General features: G+C 68.7%; 16 protein-coding genes. 10 read left to right on the top strand and 6 right to left on the bottom strand.

What is annotated here, in order from left to right:
• Window positions 1-20: 20 nt before the first annotated feature.
• Window positions 21-674: an enoyl-CoA hydratase-related protein gene (locus ACT3UN_RS09475; protein ID WP_301443076.1), complete on the top strand. Its 654-nt coding sequence runs from the start codon at window positions 21-23 to the stop codon at window positions 672-674.
• A gap of 29 nt (window positions 675-703) precedes the next feature.
• Here the strand turns inward: ACT3UN_RS09475 and ACT3UN_RS09470 are convergent, their stop codons facing one another.
• Window positions 704-1,891 carry an acetyl-CoA C-acyltransferase gene (locus ACT3UN_RS09470; protein ID WP_301443077.1) on the bottom strand — a complete coding sequence of 396 codons (1,188 nt, stop codon included), beginning with the start codon at window positions 1,889-1,891 and terminating at the stop codon, window positions 704-706.
• Window positions 1,892-2,181: 290 nt separating this feature from the next.
• On the opposite strand from ACT3UN_RS09470, the gene ACT3UN_RS09465 reads away from it, so the two are divergent.
• The 7 genes from ACT3UN_RS09465 to ACT3UN_RS09435 are packed head-to-tail and all read left to right on the top strand — an operon-like array spanning window position 2,182 to window position 10,037.
• Window positions 2,182-3,087, top strand: coding sequence for an SDR family NAD(P)-dependent oxidoreductase (locus tag ACT3UN_RS09465; RefSeq protein WP_444656938.1), 906 nt, complete (start codon window positions 2,182-2,184; stop codon window positions 3,085-3,087).
• A 5-nt stretch (window positions 3,088-3,092) separates the two neighbouring features.
• Window positions 3,093-4,538, top strand: a complete 1,446-nt coding sequence (locus tag ACT3UN_RS09460) for an MFS transporter (protein WP_301443079.1) — start codon at window positions 3,093-3,095, stop codon at window positions 4,536-4,538.
• A gap of 5 nt (window positions 4,539-4,543) precedes the next feature.
• Window positions 4,544-6,055 (top strand): AMP-binding protein, encoded by a 1,512-nt coding sequence (locus ACT3UN_RS09455; RefSeq protein WP_441582252.1) that lies wholly within the window; start codon window positions 4,544-4,546, stop codon window positions 6,053-6,055.
• A complete protein-coding gene (locus ACT3UN_RS09450) occupies window positions 6,052-6,864 on the top strand; it encodes an SDR family oxidoreductase (RefSeq protein WP_441578800.1) in 813 nt (270 codons plus the stop codon). The genes ACT3UN_RS09455 and ACT3UN_RS09450 overlap by 4 nt, the downstream gene beginning before the upstream one ends.
• Before the next feature lie 3 nt (window positions 6,865-6,867).
• Window positions 6,868-8,013, top strand: a complete 1,146-nt coding sequence (locus tag ACT3UN_RS09445) for an acetyl-CoA C-acyltransferase (RefSeq protein WP_301443043.1) — start codon at window positions 6,868-6,870, stop codon at window positions 8,011-8,013.
• Between the two features lie 33 nt (window positions 8,014-8,046).
• Window positions 8,047-8,688: a TetR/AcrR family transcriptional regulator gene (locus ACT3UN_RS09440; RefSeq protein WP_301443042.1), complete on the top strand. Its 642-nt coding sequence runs from the start codon at window positions 8,047-8,049 to the stop codon at window positions 8,686-8,688.
• A gap of 5 nt (window positions 8,689-8,693) precedes the next feature.
• On the top strand, window positions 8,694-10,037 hold the full coding sequence (locus ACT3UN_RS09435; protein ID WP_444614754.1) for a lipase family protein: 1,344 nt from the start codon (window positions 8,694-8,696) through the stop codon (window positions 10,035-10,037).
• Between the two features lie 7 nt (window positions 10,038-10,044).
• Here ACT3UN_RS09435 and ACT3UN_RS09430 read toward each other — a convergent pair whose 3' ends face one another.
• Window positions 10,045-12,354 (bottom strand): heavy metal translocating P-type ATPase, encoded by a 2,310-nt coding sequence (locus ACT3UN_RS09430; RefSeq protein ID WP_444656937.1) that lies wholly within the window; start codon window positions 12,352-12,354, stop codon window positions 10,045-10,047.
• 2 nt (window positions 12,355-12,356) lie between these two features.
• On the bottom strand, window positions 12,357-12,566 hold the full coding sequence (locus tag ACT3UN_RS09425; RefSeq protein ID WP_301443039.1) for a cation transporter: 210 nt from the start codon (window positions 12,564-12,566) through the stop codon (window positions 12,357-12,359).
• Between the two features lie 167 nt (window positions 12,567-12,733).
• Between ACT3UN_RS09425 and ACT3UN_RS09420 the strand changes: the two genes are divergently transcribed.
• Window positions 12,734-13,807 (top strand): alkene reductase, encoded by a 1,074-nt coding sequence (locus tag ACT3UN_RS09420; protein ID WP_301443046.1) that lies wholly within the window; start codon window positions 12,734-12,736, stop codon window positions 13,805-13,807.
• 131 nt (window positions 13,808-13,938) lie between these two features.
• On the opposite strand, the gene ACT3UN_RS09415 is transcribed toward ACT3UN_RS09420, so the two are convergent.
• Window positions 13,939-14,697, bottom strand: a complete 759-nt coding sequence (locus tag ACT3UN_RS09415) for a decaprenylphospho-beta-D-erythro-pentofuranosid-2-ulose 2-reductase (RefSeq protein ID WP_444656936.1) — start codon at window positions 14,695-14,697, stop codon at window positions 13,939-13,941.
• Between the two features lie 9 nt (window positions 14,698-14,706).
• Window positions 14,707-16,122: an FAD-binding oxidoreductase gene (locus tag ACT3UN_RS09410; RefSeq protein ID WP_301442635.1), complete on the bottom strand. Its 1,416-nt coding sequence runs from the start codon at window positions 16,120-16,122 to the stop codon at window positions 14,707-14,709.
• A 115-nt stretch (window positions 16,123-16,237) separates the two neighbouring features.
• Here ACT3UN_RS09410 and ACT3UN_RS09405 point away from each other — a divergent pair, with 115 nt between their 5' ends.
• Window positions 16,238-19,342, top strand: a complete 3,105-nt coding sequence (locus ACT3UN_RS09405) for a hypothetical protein (RefSeq protein ID WP_444656935.1) — start codon at window positions 16,238-16,240, stop codon at window positions 19,340-19,342.
• Here the strand turns inward: ACT3UN_RS09405 and ACT3UN_RS09400 are convergent.
• Window positions 19,339-19,659 carry a hypothetical protein gene (locus ACT3UN_RS09400; RefSeq protein ID WP_301442633.1) on the bottom strand — a complete coding sequence of 107 codons (321 nt, stop codon included), beginning with the start codon at window positions 19,657-19,659 and terminating at the stop codon, window positions 19,339-19,341. The genes ACT3UN_RS09405 and ACT3UN_RS09400 overlap by 4 nt on opposite strands.
• Window positions 19,660-19,702 lie beyond the last annotated feature (43 nt).

Below are 19,702 nucleotides of genomic sequence, written 5' to 3'. Positions count from 1 at the left end.
TGAGGAAAACTGTGCCCACTGTGCCCACTCTTGCCCGCCGCGACGACGTCTTCGTCCTCGACCTCGGCGACACCGAGAACCGCTTCCACCCGAGCTGGGTCGAGGAGGTCACCGCCCTGCTCGACGAGGTGGGCGCCGCCACCGGGCCCCGTGCCCTGGTCACCACCGCCACCGGCAAGTTCTTCTCCAACGGCCTGGACCTGGAGTGGCTCGAGGACCACCAGGACCAGCGCGCCGACTACCTCGACAGCGTGGAGGCCCTCTACGCCCGGATCCTGTCGCTGCCGGTGGTCACCGTCGCCGCCGTGCAGGGGCACGCCTACGCCGCCGGCGCGATGCTCACCCTGGCCCACGACCTGCGGGTCATGCGTGCCGACCGTGGGTTCTGGTGCCTGCCGGAGGCAGACATCGGCATCCCCTTCACCGACGGTATGTCGTCGCTGGTGCGCGAGCGGCTGGACCGCCAGGTCGCACACCGGGCCATGGTCACCTCCGAGCGTTTCGGCGGGGTGGGCGCCGCGGCGTCCGGAGTGGTCGACCGCGCCGTCGACGAACAGGACGTGCTGCCCACCGCCGTGGACCTCGCCGCCGCGCAGACGGGCAAGGCGGGGGACACCCTGGCGACGATCAAGGCGCGGATGTACGCTCCGCTGCTCGAGGAACTGCGCGGTTAGGAGGCGGGTGCCGTCTCAGGACGCTCAAGTCAGAGCGCGCGCAGCAGCACGGCGCTGCCCTGACCGCCGCCACCGCAGGCCGCGGCGGCACCGAGGGAGCCGGGGCCGGCGTCCTTAAGCTCGCGGGCGAGGGTGCCGATGATGCGGGCGCCGGTGGCGCCCAGCGGGTGGCCCAGGCCGAGCGCACCACCGTGCGGGTTCACGACCTCGGGGGCCAGGCCCAGGTCACGGGCCGACTGCAGGCCGACGAGGGCGAAGGGCTCGTTGATCTCGGCGGCGACGAGCTCGTCCGGGGTGGCGCCGATCTTCTCCAGGGCGGCGGAGATGGCGTGGGACGGCTGGGAGTGCAGGTAGGTGTTGTCCTCGGGGCCGGCGACGAAGGCGGTCGCCTCGATGCGGGCGATCGGGGTCATGCCGTACTTCTCGGCGGCCTCCTCGCTGACGATCACGAGTGCGCCGGCACCGTTGGCCAGCGGACCGGTGTTCCCGGGGGTGATGGTGTCCTTCTCGCCACCGAGCAGCGGGCGCAGCTTCGCCAGGCCCTCCATGGTGGTCCCCGCGTGACCGCTGTTGTCCGAGGCCAGGTCGCCGCCGTCCTTCGCGGCGCCGGGGAAGGGCGCGATCTCCTCGTTGCGCCAGTCGGCGAACTCGGCCACACGGCGCTGCGACTCCACGGTGTAGGCGTCCTGTTCCTCACGGGAGACGCCGAGTTCCTTGTTGCCCTGCTCGGTGAGCTGGACCATGTTGATGTTGTAGAACATGTCCTGCAGGCCGTCGAGGTCGATGAGGTCCACGAGGGTGGCGTCGCCGCGTCCGGCTGAGGCACGCAGGTTGATCACGTGCGGCACCTGGGAGTGCGACTCCTGGCCACCGGCCAGGACGATCTCCGCCTCGCCGGCGTTGATCAGGCGTGCGGCCTGGGCGACGGCCTCGAGGCCGGACAGGCAGACGGCGTTCAGGGTGATGGCGGGGACCGTCTTCGGCACGCCTGCCCCGGCGGCGGTCTGGCGGGCGGGGTTCTCGCCCGCGCCGGCTTGCATGACCTGCCCGAAGACCACCTGGTCGATCTGGTCGGGGGTGATGCCGGCGCGTTCGATCGCGGCCTTCGCGGCGTGCGAGCCCAACGCGGTGGCGGGCTGGTCGGCGAGAAGGTCGTGGGGCTGCCCCGTGAACTTGGTGAACGGGGTGCGGGCGTAGCTCGCGATCAAAGCGGTCATGACTGGTGCTCCTCCGGATATGAGGTGAGTGTTCGTGCACGGTCACCCGGGGTGCCCCGCGCCCCCTCCAGTGTTCTCTTGTGCCGCAGGTCAGGCATGGGTTCGGGGGTGAAGGGGGTGCAATGCAATCAGCATCTTTCTACTCCCATAAACCACCTTGGCCGGTTGCTGGACCTCCCGCAGGTCGCCCGCAAAGAGATTTTGTGAGGTAGATAATCTCCTTGACATATATGAGACCTGTGACACATAATACTCGGGAGTACTGCAGGTAAACGCGATAAGGAGCAACCGTGAACGTTGAAGGACAAGTAGCCGTGATCACCGGTGCCGGCGGAGGTCTGGGCAGGTCCCATGCCCTCGACCTGGCGTCCCGGGGAGTCAAGGTCGTGGTCAACGACCTCGGTGCCGCCGACGCAGTCGTCGCCGAGATCGCCGCAGCCGGAGGAGAGGCCGTCGCCTCGTCCGCTGATGTCTCGGATGCGACGGCGGCCGCCGCGATGGTCGACGAGGCCGTACAGCGATGGGGCCGGGTCGACATCCTCGTCAACAACGCTGGCATCTTGCGCGACAAGACGTTCGCGAAGATGGACCTCGACGATTTCCGCAAGGTCGTTGATGTTCACCTCATGGGTTCCGTGAACTGCACGAAGGCCGCCTGGCCGCACATGGTCAAGCAGGGCTACGGGCGCATCCTGATGACAACCTCGGCTTCCGGAATCTACGGGAACTTCGGCCAGGCGAACTACGGTGCGGCGAAGTCCGCACTCGTCGGACTCGCCAACGTCCTGGCCATCGAGGGAGAGCGAAAGGGAATCCGGGTCAACGCGCTCGCTCCTACCGCCGCAACCCGGATGACAGCGGGCTTGATCGAGGAGGACGCTGCAGCGCAGCTCGGCCCAGAGACGGTCGCTCCCGGTGCCGTTTTCCTCGTCTCGCCGGACGCCCCGACCGGGGTGATCCTTGGTGCCGGTGCCGGTGTCTTCGCGGTCTCCCGCATGGTCGAGGCAGAGCCGGTGGCCCTGCCAGCGGAGGAGTGCACGGCCGAAGGCGTTGCTGCCAACTGGGACAGGATCTCCGATCTCGGGGACCCGCACACCCTCGGGTCCGCATTCGACCAGACGGCACTGTATGTGCAGTTGGCCAAGGAAGCTTCGGGCTCCGTGACCGCAGGCGCAGCCGTCGGACTGGGGAGGTGAGCACGATGTCGATCAAGAATCCTCCGGCAGTCCGAGAGCCCAGCCGAGGCGACAAGTCCACTGGTGGCATCCACGCACTGGCCACGAGGAAGGCTATGCTCCGGCTGCTGCCCATCCTGTGCCTCGCCTACTTCATGTCCTATGTGGACCGCACCAATATCGCGATGGCGAAGACGCACCTGCAGGCGGATGTCGGCATCAGTGTCGCCGCATTCGGTCTGGGAGCCGGACTGTTCTTCATCACCTACGCTTTCCTCGAGGTTCCCAGCAACCTCATCATGTACCGCGTCGGGCCTCGTCGGTGGATCTTCCGCATCGCGGCGAGCTGGGGAACGGTCACCGCACTGATGATGTTCGTGACCAACGACTTCACCTTCTACCTCTTGCGCATGCTCCTTGGTGCGGCTGAGGCGGGTCTGTTCCCGGCGATGATGTTCATGATCACGCAGTGGTTCGCGCAGAAGGACCGCGCGACCGCAATCGGGTACACCTATCTTGCCGCTACCCTTGGGATGTTCTTCGGAGCTCCCTTGGGCGGTGCCCTGATGGGTATGCAGGACACGGCGGGGCTCCATGGTTGGCAGTGGATGTTCCTCGTCGAGGGCCTGCTGACCATCCTCGTGGGGCTAGTCGTCCTGTTCATGCTGCCGGACAAGCCTCAGAAAGCGGACTGGCTGAGTCAGGAGGAGGCCGATGCTCTCACGGAGGCGGCGACCGGCGGTGATGAGGCGCATGAACGGCATTCGCTCAGAGGCAATTTCAAAGTCGCCTTCGGGCGCCCGTTCATCCTGCTCGTGGGGCTCATCTACTTCCTCAATCAGGTCACGAACAACGGTGTGACTTTCAACGTCCCCTCCATCATCGAGGAGATGAACATCAGCAGCAGCTTCACCATCGGTCTACTCAGTGGAGTTACTGGAATCGGTGGCACGGTGGGTGTCCTCGTGATTCCCCGAATCGCGAAGCGATACACCAACGAGTCCGCCATCATCGGAATCCTCGCCATTGGCTGTGCCGTCGCCGCAGCGGCATTTCTAATGACCTCCTCGCCCGTGCTTCGGATCATCCTGATCGGTGTTCTCGGCTTTCTGTTCATCGGAACTCTCCCGCTTTTCTGGTCTGTGGCGATGCCGCGGATGACCGGCCTCATGGCAGCGGCCGGCCTGGCGTTCATCAACACCGTCGGGCTCACCGGAGGATTCGTCGGACCCTACGTCTTTGGTCTGGCGGAGACCGCGTCGGGTACTCCGACCACCGGGTTCTGGATCATCATCGGAGTCTCCATAGTCGGTGGCCTGCTGTCTATCGCACTCGGACGGGCCCTGAAGAAGGAGGACCAGGTGATGGCAAAGGAGGCCGCCCAGGCGGCGAAGACCGGGACGACGTTCCGGCAGGCGGACGTGAACGATCGGCTCGTCCGTGACGGCGAGATCCTCGAGGAGGACAAATGAGTGACATGACCAGAGAACCCGAGCTCGGCTTTCCGCTGTCGGCGATCCCCGGCTTCTACGCCGCGGAAATGCCCGACACGGTCGTGGTGGAGGCGGGCGGACGCTCGCTTACCTGGCAAGAGCTGGAGGAGGGGAGCAACCGGGCTGCCCGTGGCCTCACAGCACGCGGGGCGGAACCGGGACGTATCGTCTCTATCCTTCTGCCGAACTCCACTGACCTCATTCTCGCAGTGTTCGCCTGCTACAAGGCCGGGGCTAGCCCACAGGTGCTCTCACCGAGGATGACAGCGCATGAGCTGTCCGCAATTCTCGACCTCGGGGAACCGGCTGCGGTCATCGTTCCCGAAGGAGCGGGAGCTCTCGCCGGGGCCAGTGCAGTTGCCACCCTTGCCGAACTGTCCACGGCATGGTCGGCAGAGGCAGTTGAGGCGCAGACCGCGAAGTCCTGGAAGGCCCCGGTCTCCGGAGGCTCCACCGGGCGTCCGAAGATCATCATGTCCGGTCGCGAGGCGGTGACCGCGGAGGCCGACCAGACCTTCTGGGGAGTCGGACCGCGCGAGCGATCGTTGATCACCGCCCCGCTGTTCCACAACGCCCCATTGAGCGTGACACTGTGCACGGTCTTCCGCGGTGGAACCGTCTGCCTGCTGGATCGGTTCGACGCCGAGGGGACGCTGGCGGAGAGTGACCGGTTCGCCGCCACCTGGATCTACCTGGTCCCGACCATGATGCGCCGTATCCTCGCCTTGCCCGTGGACATCCGCGAGTCCTACTCGCTGTCGTCGGTGAGGTCATTCTGGCACTGTGCCGAGCCGTGCCCGGCCTGGCTGAAGCGGGAGTGGATCGAGTGGCTCGGTGCCGAGCGCCTCTGGGAACTCTACGCTGGTACCGAGGCGGAGGCTGGATGCACGATCCGTGGTGACGAATGGCTCAACCATCCTGGGTCAATCGGGCAGGTGACCTGGGGTCGAATGGTCCTGCTGGACGACGACGGCAACCAGATCCAGGACCCCGGAGTGCCCGGCGAAGTGTACATGCGTCCCGAGGACGGCATGCCGGCGACGTACCGCTACATCGGTGCGGAACCGAGGACGCACAACGGTTGGTCGTCCCTGGGCGACGTCGGGCACTTCGATGAGGACGGATACTTGTACCTGCACGACAGGCGGTCCGACATGGTCACCGTCGGTGGAGTGAACATCTACCCCGCCGAGGTTGAGGCGGCCATGATGGAGCACCCGGACGTGCTGACTGCCGTGGTTATCGGCTTGCCCGATGACCGCGCGGGCAACCGGCTGCACGCCATCATGAACACCACGGGGACACGGATCGATGACGAGCAGCTGCTCGGGTTCCTGACGTCCCGGTTGTCACGTAACAAGGTCCCGCGGACATTCGAGACCGTCGGTGAACAGCTTCGTGACGACGCAGGGAAGGTTCGGCGTCCGGCGCTGCGCTCCGCACGGCTCGCCGCAGTGTCCGTCGGCGCCGCTGGGACGGAGGGATTGGCGTCATGACCGCCTCCGAGCTCTTCGACATCTCCGACCGGACCATCCTGGTCACCGGTGGTGCACGCGGCATCGGCAGGATGCTCGCGGAAGGACTGCTGCTCGCCGGTGCGACCGTCCTGATATCCACCCGTAAGGCGGACGCTGCGGAGGAGGCGGGGCAGGCCCTCGGCGATTTCGGCGACGTCCACGCCATCGCCGCGGACATCTCTACCGAGGACGGGTGCCGCGACCTCGCCGAGCAGGTCGCCAGCATCACCGATCACCTCGACGGTTTGGTCAACAATGCTGGTGCCACGTGGGGTGCCCCCTTCGATGACTTTCCGGCCCACGCCTGGGACAAGGTCATGGGCGTGAACGTCAAGGCCCCATTTTTGCTTGCGCAGCAGCTGCGTCCGCTACTGGAGGCCAGCAGAAAGGGCCCCTCGCGCATCATCAACATCGGGTCGATCGATGGCCTCGCCGTACCGAATTACGAGAACTACGCCTACTCCGCGTCCAAGGCCGCTGTGCATCACCTCACCAAACACATGGCGGCAACGCTGGCGCCGTCAATTCTGGTGAACTCCATCGCGCCGGGCCCCTTCCCCACGAAGATGATGAAGTGGGTGCTCGACGACCACGGCGAGGAGATGCGCAACGCCAATCCGCTCGGCAGGATCGGCCGGGCGGAGGACATCACTGCCCTGGCGACGTTCCTCCTCGCACCAGCGAGTTCCTTCATCACCGGCACCACCATTCCGCTCGACGGCGGGCTGACGTCCACCATGTCCGTCGCCATGTACAGCCCCGAGAACACCGATATCCAGGAGAACTAGACCATGAGAGAAGCAGTGGTGGTCTCGACCGCCCGAACCCCCATCGGCCGTGCCTATAAGGGCGCCTTCCACGACACCCAGGGCCAGGAGCTCGCGGGGCTGGCGATCGCCGAGGCGGTGGAGCGTGCCGGTCTCGATCCGTCGGACGTCGAGGAGGTCATCCTCGGCTGCGCGATGCAGGAGGGATCCACCGGGTACAACGTCGCACGTCAGGCCGCCTTGCGTGCCGGGCTACCGGTAACGGTGCCTGGGATGACCGTAGATCGGCAGTGTGCGTCCGGCCTGATGGCGGTAGCTACTGCTGCCAAGGAAATCATGGTCGACGGTCTGCAGGTCGCCGTCGGTGGTGGGGTGGAGTCGATCAGCCTGGTGCAGAACGAGCACCGCAACACCTACCGTGCGGTCGACCCGTGGCTCCGGGAGAACGGTCACGACGTCTACATCTCCATGCTCGAAACCGCCGAGAATGTCGCGGAGCGGTTCGGGGTCTCCCGGGAGGAACAGGACGAGTACGCGCTGGAGTCGCAGCGTCGGACCGCCGCCGCCCAGGAGGCTGGCATCTTCGACGAGGAGATCGTGCCCGCTGGCGGGCTTTCCCTCGACGAAGGCAACCGGCCCACCACCACGGCCGAGGGCCTGGCGAAGCTCAAGGCGGTGCTCCCTGACCGCGACGGCCACGCTGCCACCATCTCGGCGGGCAACGCCTCCCAACTCTCGGACGGTGCGGCCGCGGTGGTGCTCATGGAGAAGGACGAGGCGGCGCGCCGCGGGCTGGAGCCCTTGGGCACCTACCGTGGCATCGCCGTCGCAGGCTGTGAACCCGACGAGATGGGCATCGGCCCCGTGTTCGCCGTCCCCAGGCTGCTCGAGCAGCACGGGCTCAGCGTTGACGACATCGACCTGTGGGAGCTCAACGAGGCTTTCGCGTCCCAGGCGGTGTACTGCCGTGACCGGCTGGGCATTGACCCGGGGAAGTACAACGTCAACGGCGGGGCCATCGCCATCGGTCACCCCTACGGCATGAGCGGTGCGCGCATGGTGGGACATGTCCTGCGTGAGGGCCGTCGGCGCGGAGCGCGGTACGTGGTCGTGACCATGTGCATCGGCGGCGGCATGGGTGCGGCGGGGCTCCTCGAATTAGAGGGGTGAGCGGCTCAGGGAACGTATAGGGTGGAAACCATTATGACTTCGGACACCTTCGGCGTCGACTCCGTCGCCCACGACTCTTCGCGGCGCGAGATCCTCGACGCCGCTGCGGACGTCTTCGAGAGCAAAGGTTTCGACCGGGCGACGATCGACGACATCGCCGACGAGATCGGTGCGACCAAGGGCCGGGTGTACTACTACTTCCGCTCCAAGTTCGACATCTACCTCGCCGTCTACGAGAACGGGATGCGCGACGTCCGTCGCACCGTGGAGCCTTACGCCGCCACACCCGGGACCGGCGGGGAGCGTTTGACGGCGATGTGTGTGGCCCACTTGGTGAACCTCATGGAGCACCTTGGCTACCACAACGCCATTCACCAGGGAGTCCCCGGTCAGCGATTCGCCGCGTTGAAGGAACGCCAGCGTGATCTGCTCGGCACGTTGAACGGACTACGCGAGGAGTATGAGTTGATGTTTCGCCGGGTCGTCGAGGAGGGTGTGGCAGATGGTTCATTGCGCGCGGAGGACTCGCGGCTGGTCACCCGTGTGCTGCTGAGCAGCCTGAACAGCACGGCGATGTGGTTCCATCTGCGGGAGGGGCAGGATCCGGCGGAGGTTCGCGGGCTCGCGGACAAGATCGTGGCGCAGGTTCTCGTCGGCGTCGTGGTGCGGGGCTGACGGGGATGCGTAGGACGCTCGGGGCGCTGCTCGTCCTCGCCCTGGGGATGACCGCCGCGCCGGCGTGCGCCGGCACCGCCCAGCAGGACGCGCCGGTCAGGGCCCCGGTCACTGCACCGGCGGAGATCCCCACGGTGCAGGACGACGCGTCCTTCTTCAACCTGCCGGATGCCGCCACAGCTGGCGCGGCGTACGCGCCCGGTGCCCCGCTGAAGCAGCGCACCGTCCCGGCCACCACGGAGGAGTTCGACGCCCCCTTGCAGGTCACGCAGGTGCAGTACCGCACCACCGACACCCTCGGCGACCCCGCCGCCGCGGTGACCAGCGTGATCCACCCGCCGGCGTCCGTCGAACCGTCCGGCGACACGGTCATGTACGCCAGCTTCTACGATTCGATGCGTCCGTCCGACGGGCCGTCGCGTGTGCTGTCGGGCACGGTGGGCGAGGGCGGGGTGATCGTCCTTGCCGAGATCGCCTTCATCGCACCGCTGCTCGCCGCCGGGCACACCGTGGTCATGCCCGACATCCAGGGGGAACGCGGCATCTTCGCAGCCGGCCCGGAGTACGGGCAGATCATCCTCGACGGGATGCGCGCGGCGTACCGCACGCCGGACGCCGAGGTCGCCGCCGACGCCCCGCTGGCGCTCACCGGCTACTCCGGGGGGTCCATCGGTGCAGGCTGGGCGGCGATCATGGCGCAGGACTACGCCCCGGACGTCGCGGAGAACATCGTGGGCGTGGCCCAGGGCGGCACGATGGTGCGTCCCGAGCACAACCTGCGCTACGCCGGGGAGGGCAGCGGCTGGTCCGGCGTGGTCGGCATGGCGATGGTGGGACTGGCACGCGCCTACGACGTGGACATGGAGCCCTACCTCACGGACCTCGGGCGCGAGGTCTTCGAGGACCTGGACCGGGTGGCCATCGGCGAGGCGTCCGACTCCTACGAGCACCTGCGCTGGGACGAGATGATCCTGCCCGAGTACCCCGACCCCGACGCCATCCCCGAGGTCCGCCACCTGCTCGACGACACCAACATGGGTCTGCGCGACACCCCGGCGTTCCCCCAGCTGCTGGTGCAGGCCGGCGGCGGGGAGGCGGAGGACACCCCGCCGCACCCCGAGCTCGGTGACGGCGACGGGGTGATGCTCCTCGGCGATACCCGCTCACTCGCCCGGCAGTACTGCGACGACGGCACGGTGGTCGACTACCGTGAGCTGCCCCTCGGCGGGCACGGCCCCGGCGGTGTCGCCTGGGCCGCGCAGATGGTGCCGTGGGTCAACGCCCGTTTCGACGGCGTGGAGCCGACCGGCACCTGCGGGGAGGTTCCCGAGGGAAACCCGCTGGTGTGAGGCCCGCTCAGCTGGCGAGGCTGGAGTGGAAGCCGCGCAGCCGCAGCGAGTTGGAGACCACGAAGACCGAGGAGAACGCCATCGCCACCCCGGCGAGCATCGGGTTGAGCAACCCGAAGGCGGCGACGGGGATCAACGCCACGTTGTAGGCGAACGCCCAGAACAGGTTCCCGCGGATCGTGCGCAGGGTGCGCCGCGACAGGCGGATCGCGTCGACCGCGGAGCGCAGGTCGTTGTTCATCAGGGTGATGTCGGACGCCTCGATCGCCACGTCCGTGCCCGCGCCCATCGCCAGGCCCAGTTCGGCGACCGCCAGGGCGGCGGCGTCGTTGACCCCGTCACCGACCATGGCGACGTTGCGTCCCTCGGCCTGCAGCCTCTCGATGTGCCGGACCTTCTCGTCGGGCATGACCCCGGAGATGACGTTGTCCGGGTCGATGCCGACCTCCGCGGCGACGGCCTTCGCCGCCCCCTCGTTGTCGCCGGTGAGCAGCACCGGGGTGAGACCGAGCTCCTTGAGTCCGGCGACAGCCTCGGCGGAGGTCGGCTTCACCGTGTCGCGCACGGTGACGACGCCGACGACGGTGCCGTCGATCTTGACGACGACGGGCGTGCCGCCGTCCTGCTGCGCCCGCTCCACGGCGAGACGCAGTTCGTCGGGCAGGGCGTCGGACGGACGGGCGACGGTGACCGTCGAACCGTCCACCGTGCCGGTCACGCCGTGGCCGGCGGTGGTGGCGAAGTCCGTGACGGACGGGACCTCCGCGATCTCACCGTCCTGCACGGCCTGCTCGGCCGCACGGACGATCGCGCGGGCGATCGGGTGCTCCGAACCGGACTCCACCGCAGCCGCCGCGGCGAGCACGTCCGTCGTGCCGTTGGCACCGGTGGTGGTGACGTCGGAGACCGACATGACACCGGAGGTGACCGTGCCCGTCTTGTCCATCACCACCGTGTCCACGCGCCGGGTCGACTCCAGCACCTCCGGGCCCTTGATCAGCAGCCCGAGCTGAGCGCCGCGTCCGGTGCCCACCAGCAGGGCGGTGGGTGTGGCCAGTCCGAGGGCGCAGGGGCAGGCGATGATCAGCACCGCCACCGCGGCGGTGAACGCCGTGGCCACACCGTGGCCGAGTGCGATGTGCACGATCAGCGTTGCCACGGCGATGAGAATCACCGCCGGCACGAAGACCTGCGAGATCCGGTCGACCAGGCGCTGCACCGGGGCCTTCTTGGACTGTGCGTCGGTGACCAGCTTCGCCATCTGCGACAGCGTGCTGTCCTCACCGAGGCGGGTGACCTTGACGAGCAGGCGACCGGAGGTGTTGATCGTGGCGCCGGTGACGGTGGAGCCGACGGTGGCCTCCACCGGCACGGACTCGCCGGTGAGCATCGACTCGTCCACCGCCGATGTGCCGTCGGTGACGACACCGTCCGCCGCGATCTTCTCGCCGGGGCGCACCACGACCAGGTCACCGACCGCGAGCTCCTTGACGTTGACGCGGACCTCGGCGCCGTCGCGCAGCACCGTGGCGTCCTTAGCCCCCATGTTCAGCAGGGAGCGCAGCGCCTCGGAGGAACGCCCCTTCGCCCGGGTCTCGAACCAGCGTCCGAGCAGCAGGAACGTGATGACCACGGCGACGGACTCGAGGTAGATCTCGTCCATCGTGGAGTCCGAGGGCAGCAGGTGCATCTGCATGGTCATGCCGGGCATGCCGGCGTTGCCGAGGAACAGCGCCCACAGCGACCACAGGTAGGCGGCCGTGGTGCCCAGGCTGACCAGGGTGTCCATGGTGAATGCGCCGTGGCGCAGGTTTACCAGGGTGGCGCGGTGGAAGGGGGCGCCGCCCCAGAAGTAGACGGGCGTGACCATGGTGAGCACCGCCCACTGCCAGTTGTCGAACTGCAGTGCCGGCACCATGCTGAGCAGGACGACGGGCACGGTGATCAGCGCCGAGACGATCGTGCGCTTCTTCAGGTCCGCGGCCTCGGTGCGGTCGGCGGACCCGCCACCGCCGGGGCCGTCACTGTCGTCGGCACCGGCGTCCGCACTGCCCTCGTCGTTCATGGCGAAGGCGTCGTAGCCGGCGCCGCGCACCGTGTCGATGAGTGTGGTGGTGTCGGCCTTGGACGGGTCGTAGTCGACGGAGGCGGATTCGGTGGCGAAGTTGACCGTGGCGTCCACCCCGTCGAGTTTGTTGAGCTTGCGTTCCACCCGACCCGAGCAGGATGTGCAGGTCATGCCGGTCACGCCGAGGTCGAGGTGGATCACGTCGACTGGCGTGGTCTGGACTGGGTGGTTCTCGACTGGGGTGGTCATGGCTATGCCTTCACGGTGTAGCCGGCCTCGGCGACGGCGGCGGCGACCGCGTCGTCCGTCACGTCCTCGCCGGTGACGCTGACCGCGCCGGTGGGCAGGTCGACCTCGACGGAGGTGACGCCGGCGATGTCGCCGACCTCCTCCTCCACGGAGGCCTTGCAGTGACCGCAGGTCATGCCTTCGACGGTGTAGTTCTTGGTGACGGTGGCCATGGTGTTCTCCTTGCCTTCAATGTTTCTGACATCTTCGACTGTATACCCCTATGGGGTATCCGGCAAGGGGTGTGTCCGGGATCATCCGGGAATACCGCCGCCGCACACCAGGTTGACCGGACGTGACTTCGACATCAACGACTGCAACGACCGCAACTGAAACCACCGTGAACTCCCTCTTCGACCCGCTGGACGCCGGCGCACTGCACCTGAACAACCGGGTGACCATGGCCGCGCTGACCCGCCAGCGTGCCGGGGAGGACGGCAACCCCACCGACCTGCACGTGGAGTACTACCGCCAGCGTGCCAGCGCGGGACTGGTGCTCACCGAGGGCACCTTCCCCGCCTTCAGTAACCGCTCCTTCCCCGGTCAGGCCGGCATCGCCACCGACGAGCACCGCGACGGGTGGGCCCGGGTGGCCGACGCCGTCCACGCCGATGGCGGCACCCTGGTCATGCAGATCATGCACGGCGGGCGCACGTCCCACCCTGACCTGCTGCGCGGCGGCGAGCCGGAGGCACCGAGCGCACTTGGCACCGGTGGTCCGGTCCGCGGTTTCTCCGGCAAGCTCGACGGTGTGGTGCCGCGCGCCCTGGCCACCGACGAGATCCCGCGCATCATCCAGGAGTTCGTGGACGGTGCACGTCGCGCGGTGGACGCCGGCGTCGACGCCGTGGAGATCCACGGCGCGAACGGCTACCTGCTGCACGAGTTCACCGCCGCGTCCTCGAACCACCGGGAGGACGCTTACGGCGGGTCGCCGGAGAACCGGGCGCGACTGACCGTGGAGGTCGTGCGTGCGGTCGCCGAGGAGATCGGCGCGGACCGTACGGCGCTGCGCATCTCCCCGGAGCACGGTGTGCAGGGCGTGCCGGAGGACGACCGGGAGGACGTCCTGGCCACCTACGGTGCCCTGCTCGAGGGCATCCGCGACGTGGGGATCGCCTACCTGTCGGTGCTGCACGCCGACATCGACGGTGACCTGGTCGCTGAGCTGCGCGCGCGTTTCGGCGGGGCGTTCCTGCTCAACAGCGGGTTCGGACAGGTGACCCAGTTCGACGAGGCACGCCACATCGTCGAGGACGACCTGGCGGATGCGGCGGTTGTGGGCCGTCAGCTCATCGCCAACCCGGACCTCGTCCGGCGCTGGAAGGACGGCCTGGAGCTCAACGAGCCGGACTCCTCGACGTTCTACGTGGGCGGTGCCCACGGGTACACCGACTACCCGTTCGTGGGGTAGCGCTCAGGCGGGCCCGGAATGATCTCGGTGACCCCGTGGATCATTCTGACGACCGGGTAGGGCCGGCACATTGATGTCGGGCGCCATCGACATCAAGTTGAGCCGCCCGACGCCATGCCGTGCTGCGCGCTCTACAGCGGCAGTCGGCGCACCACTGCCTGCGGCAGGTTCTTCAGGATCATCATGATCGGACGGAACAGCGGGTGGATCCAGATCACCGGCTTGCCACCGTCCACACCCGCGGCGACGGCCTTGGCGGCGTCGGTCTTGTCGACCGTCAGCGGGGCGTCGTCCAAGGCGGCGGTCATGTTCGTGCGCACCTGGCCCGGGCGCACGGTCAGCACCTTCACCCCGGTGCCACGCAGCGCCTCGTCGAGCATGCGGTAGAAACCGTCCACCCCGGCCTTGGTGGAGCCGTAGACGAAGTTCGAACGGCGCACCATCTCACCGGCGACGGAGGAGAACACCACGATCTGACCGTGGCCCTGCGCCTTCATGTGGTTGGACAGCAGCACGCCCACCGACACCGCGCCGGTGTAGTTGACCTGCGCGGCCAGCACGGCCTGCTTCTGGTCGTTCCACTGCACCTCGTTGTCGCCGAGCACACCGAAGGCCACCACGGCCAGGTCGATGTCCCCACCGGCCCAGATCTCGTCGAAGACCCCCGGGTGGGAGTCGAAGTCGGTGGCGTCGAAGTCGACGGTCTCCACGGAGGAGGCACCGGCGGACTCCATGCGTCCCACGGCCGAGGACAGCTCCTCGCCCGGGCGTGCGGCCAGCACCACGCGTGCCGGACCGCGGGTGAGGAACTCCTCGACCACGGCCAGGCCCATGTCGGACGCGCCGCCGAGCAGCAGGATGGACTGGGGTTTACCCACAGCGTTGATCATTGAAATCTCCTAGTTCAGCTCGAGGCGGCGGGACATGTCGGAGGCGAAGACACCGGTCGGGTCGATCTCCCGACGGGTCTTCAGCCAGCCGGACAGGCCGGGGTACATCTTGTGGAAGTTCTCCGCGGACGTGCGGGACTCCTTGGCCAGGTACAGCCGGCCACCGAACTCCATGACCCTCTGGTCGAGCTTGTCCAGGAAGTCGCCCAGGCCCGGACGGATCGGGAAGTCCACGCACACGTTCCAGCCCGGCATCGGGTAGCTCAGCGGTGCACGGTTGCCCTCGCCGAAGAGCTTGAACACGTTGAGCGCCGAGTAGTGGCCGGACTTCTGGATGTCGCGGATGATGTCCTTGAACGGCTCCACGGCCTCGGTCGGCACCACGAACTGGTACTGCAGGAAGCCCTTCGGGCCGTAGCCACGGTTCCACTCGCCGATGAGGTCCAGCGGCTGGTAGAACTGCGTGAGGTTCTTGATCTGGTTCTTCGCTGGTGCGCCCATGGTGTAGTACGCCAGGCCCACGGCCGACAGGGTCAGCTTGTTCAGGGTGAAGGACGGGAAGACGTCCGGCACGGTCATCAGCTGCGGGGCGTTGAACTTCAGCGGGTCCGCCGCCAGCTTCGGGGCGTACTCCTTGAGCTGGTCCAGGGTGGCCAGGGAGCCACGGGAGATCGTGGCGCGGCCCAGCTTCGGGGCCGGGGAGATGCAGTCGAACCACGCCGAGGAGTAGGTGTAGTTGACCTCGGAGCCGTCGGAGTGCGCGGCGATGGTCTCGTCGAGGGTGTCCGTCCGGTCGGTGTCCGCCAGGAAGTAGGCGGTCTCGGTCTTGGTCATCCGGATGGTGGCGCGCAGGATGATGCCGGTCAGGCCCATGCCACCCACGGTGGCCCAGAACAGGGTGCCGTCCGGGTCGTCCGCGGAGCCCTCGGGCTCGATGTGCAGCACGCGACCGTCGGCGACGAGCAGTTCCATGGACACCACGTGGTCGCCGAAGGAGCCGGCGGAGTGGTGGTTCTTGCCGTGGATGTCCGGGCCGATGGCGCCGCCGATGGTGACCTGGCGGGTGCCGGGCAGGACCGGGACCCACAGGCCGGACGGCAGGGCCGCCTTCATCAGCTGGTCGAGGGTCACGCCGGCGTCCACGTCGACCAGGGCGGTGTCCGGGTCGATGGAGTGGATGCGGTTGAGCTGCTGCATGTCGATGACCAGCCCACCGCCGTTCATGGCGGGGTCGCCGTAGGACCGGCCCATGCCGCGGGCGATGACGCCGCGCTTGAGGTGGTCGGGCTTGTCGGCGTTGTCGTCGGCGACCTGCGCGACGGCTGCGGAGATGATGTCGACATCAGGGGTGGCGAGGACCTCGGCCGAGGTGGGCGCGGTTCGTCCCCACCCGGTGAGCGTCCGGGTGTGCGTCTTCAGTTCCATGATGACCACCCTACCGCCGGGGGAGGCCGATCCATGTCATAGTTGGGGCATGGGTCGGCTCGAAGGTACACAGGGTGTGGCGTGGGTCGCACAGGAGTGGGAGTCTGCGCGGGGTATGCATTCCCGCGGTGAACTGGGGGAAGAGCCCTACCTGCGCAGGTGTGGGGAACTGTCGGATTCCCTGGGAAGTTCCCGTGAAGATGAGGAGCTGCGCTACCGGATTGACCTGCTGCGTTGTCTGGAGGGGGAGGCGCTGGACCGGCGCGACACCGTGGACCTGCTCCCGGCGCTGTGGACGATGTACCGCAACGACCCCGCGCGTTTCCCCTCCCACCCGGACGCGACGGGTGGCGGCACAGACGGCACAGGCGACACGGACGGCCTGCCGAACCTCTTCGAACTGCTCTGGCAGGAGGTCGTGCTCAGCGCCGCGCAGCGTCCCGACGTCGACCGGGAGCACCTCGATCACCTCGCCGGACTGGCGGTGGACGCCCTGCGTGAGCTGGGAAGTTCGCCGGAGGACGTCGCCGAGGCGTCGGTGCGTGTCCTGCTTTCCCTCGGCCGGTTGGACGAGGCGCAGGCGTTGCTCGACGACCTGCCGGAGCCCGTGCTGCCCGCGGAGCCGACGTGGGCCCAGGCGCACCGGCACCAGCGCGACCTCGACGTGCGCGGCATGGTGGCGTTGCAGCGCGGTGAGCTGGACGTCGCCGCGGCGATCGTCGAGGCGATGGAGAACGCCCCCGAGGCGCACGTGCAGCCCACGGTGATGCTGGCGGAGTCGCTGATACCCCTGTCCGGGGTGGTCGCCCCGGAGGTCACCGCCGCCCGCGCGGCGTTCGTCGCCGACCGGTCGGTGGGTTCCCCGGAGCTGTCGGACGCGCTGCTGCAGGTCGCCGAGTACCTCGCGGTCTTCGGTCACGAGGCCCACGCCCTGGGACTGCTGGACCGCATGCTGCCGACGCTGGCGCTGCACCGTCGGGACCCGGAGGCCGACGTTCACCTGCTCGAGGGCCTGCACACGGTGTACGCCGCGGCGGCGGCCGCCGGCCACGGGTCGGTGCGTCCGCAGTTCGCCGGGCTGCCGGCGGTGGTGGACTGGCTGGCCGTTGCCGGGGAGCGGGCCGGCGGCGGCACGGTCGCGGGCCTGGCGCGCTGGACGGGGGAACGGGCACGCCGCGCTGCGTCCGCCCTGGACGCCCGCAACGGCAACGACGTGGAAACGACGGTGGGTCTGGGCCTGCACCGGGTACCGGAGGGTGCCGCCGCTCAGCCCCAGCCGCTGCCGGCGTCCGCCGCCCTGTCGGTGACACCGGCGGTGGTCCCCTCGCAGGAGGCGGCGTTGCCGTCGTGGGTGGAGGACGCCTGGCTGCACCTGCCGCGGGAGGTCGCCGACTGGCGCGGCGAGGTCAGCGGGGTGTTCTCCCCGGAGATCCCCGTCGCCGGCCCGGTGGACCTCGAGTCCCTGGGCGCCGGCGACACGGTCGCGGCGTTGATGCTCTACTCGATGCTGGGTCTGGAGGAGGCGGTGCAGGCCGCGGTCGACCGGTTGGCCGAACTCGCCGACGGGCTGGACCCGCGCTTCGACCTGGGTGTGCACCGGGACCTGGTGGAGGAGCTGCTGCGCCGTTACGACGCCCGCGTGCTCGAGGAGTACGGGGACGACGAAGACGACGATGTAGACGACGGAGACGACGGAGACGACGAAGAGTACGACGCCGAGGCGTCCGACGCGTCCGACACCCCTGCGGCGCTGAGGGAGCTGGACGAGCTGCTGCGTGCGCGCCAGCGCACCCAGGACGAGGTGGAGGACTCCGGTGCAGACCCGGTCACCATCCTCGCCGCCCGGGTGGGCACCGTCGCCGGGCTGTGGCAGGGCTCCGGCCCGCTGGTGCGCCGGGTGATCGAGCAGGACGTCCTGATGGGTGGGGTGTACCCCGACCAGGTGGCGCTGCGCCTGGCGCTGCGCGCCGTCCGGCAGGTCACGCGCCTGGTGCCCCGGTCACTGCCGGAGGTCGGTTCCGCACTGCTCGCCGGCATCGCCGAGCAGGCGGGTCAGGACGGGCAGGACGATCCGGGCGTTCCGGCGCTCGTGGCACAGGTGGCGCACTACGTCGCCGGGGTGGCGTTGAGCCTGCCTGCCCCGCCAGTCGGGCCAACGGCGATGCTCGCCGGGGAGGAGGCGCCGGAGCTGCTCGACGAACTGCTGTCCCTGGGTGTCGCGTTGTCCGGACACGGTGCGTTCCACGAGGCGCTGGCCGTGTACGAGCGGTGCCTCCGTGCCGTCACCGGTGGCGAACACGGTGAACACGGTGCTGCGCCCGAGGACGCCGCGACGATGCGCATCCACCTCCTCGCCGCCCGCGGGGAGACCCTCGCCAAGCTCGGCAACCACCGGGCCGCGGCCGGGGCCTTCGCCGAGGCGTCCGACAGCGCCCAGTTCCGGGAGCAGTGGGAGACCGCCGCGGAGTACCAGGTCAACTGCGTGTCCTCGCTGCTCGACGACCGTGACTACCCGCGCGCCGCCTTCGTGCTGGAGAGCGTCGACGACATTGAGGGGCTGGACTGGATGCGTTTCCCCCACGCCTCCTTCCGCCGCGAGGTCGAGGCCACCCGGCTGGCCAGCGCGCTGGTCGGGGAGAACTTCGCCCGCGACTGGCCGGGCCAGGTCGAGCGGCTGAAGGACGCCTACCGCGCCTTCCACGCGGCGGCGAGTGCCGGCGGTGCCGGGGCGTCCGACGCCTCGCAGGAGGGCCAGGACGGGCCGGGGATGTCGCCGCAGGAACTGGGCCTGCGCGCCGCCGGTGACCTCGTCGACCAGGTGCTGGCGGTCAACCGGGGTCTGGTGCACACCGACCGGGTGGACGAGGCGCTGGCGCTCACCGCGTGGGCGGCCGGGGAGGCCAAGGACGCCGAAGGGCGGTTCGTGCAGGCCCGGGCGTCGGCACGGGTGCAGGCACACTCGGACAGTGCGCTGGAGTCCGCGCGTCTGGAGGCGTTGACCGAGGAGGCGCTGCTGCTGCACGTCGCCGGACGTGACGACGAGGCGCTGCTGGTCTTCGAGTCCGTGGCCCAGCAGGCGCGCCGGGCGGGGGCGGACTGGCTGCTCGCCGCGGTCACCCACCGGCTCGAGGCCGCCGCACACTACGGCGGGGACACCGGGGTGCGTGAGCGCTACTCCGCGCTGCTCGCCGACGTCACGGGTGCAGGTGCCGGAGCCTAGAGTTCCATGACCTCGCGCACGGTCTCGGGCAGTTCGGCGACGCAGGTGATCGTCGGCCCGTCGTAGTCGCGCAGCTCCTGGTTGATGATGCGCCGGCTGGTGGAGTCCAGCACGGGCATCTCCTGGGCGAGCAGACGCACCATGAACTCGTTCAGCGGCGCCTCGGAGTGGCTGGCGGCCTCGTAGCTGTCGTCGGCACCGGTGCCGCCGACCACGCTGGTCTGGGCGCGCGACCCCTTGGTCCCGGCGGGCTGGCCGTCGGTGGCTTTGGCGATGTTGCGCCGCATCTGGGTCTTCGCGCGGTCTCTTCCGAACATGGGCCCAGCGTACCGCGCCGCCCGCCGCAGGCCCTGAGCGTGG

It is taken from the genome of Corynebacterium sp. AOP12-C2-36 (assembly GCF_052379185.1).
Classification (GTDB): Bacteria; Actinomycetota; Actinomycetes; order Mycobacteriales; family Mycobacteriaceae; genus Corynebacterium.
Note: the sequence above shows the minus strand (reverse complement) of the source record. Positions and strands in the feature narration are given on the sequence as shown.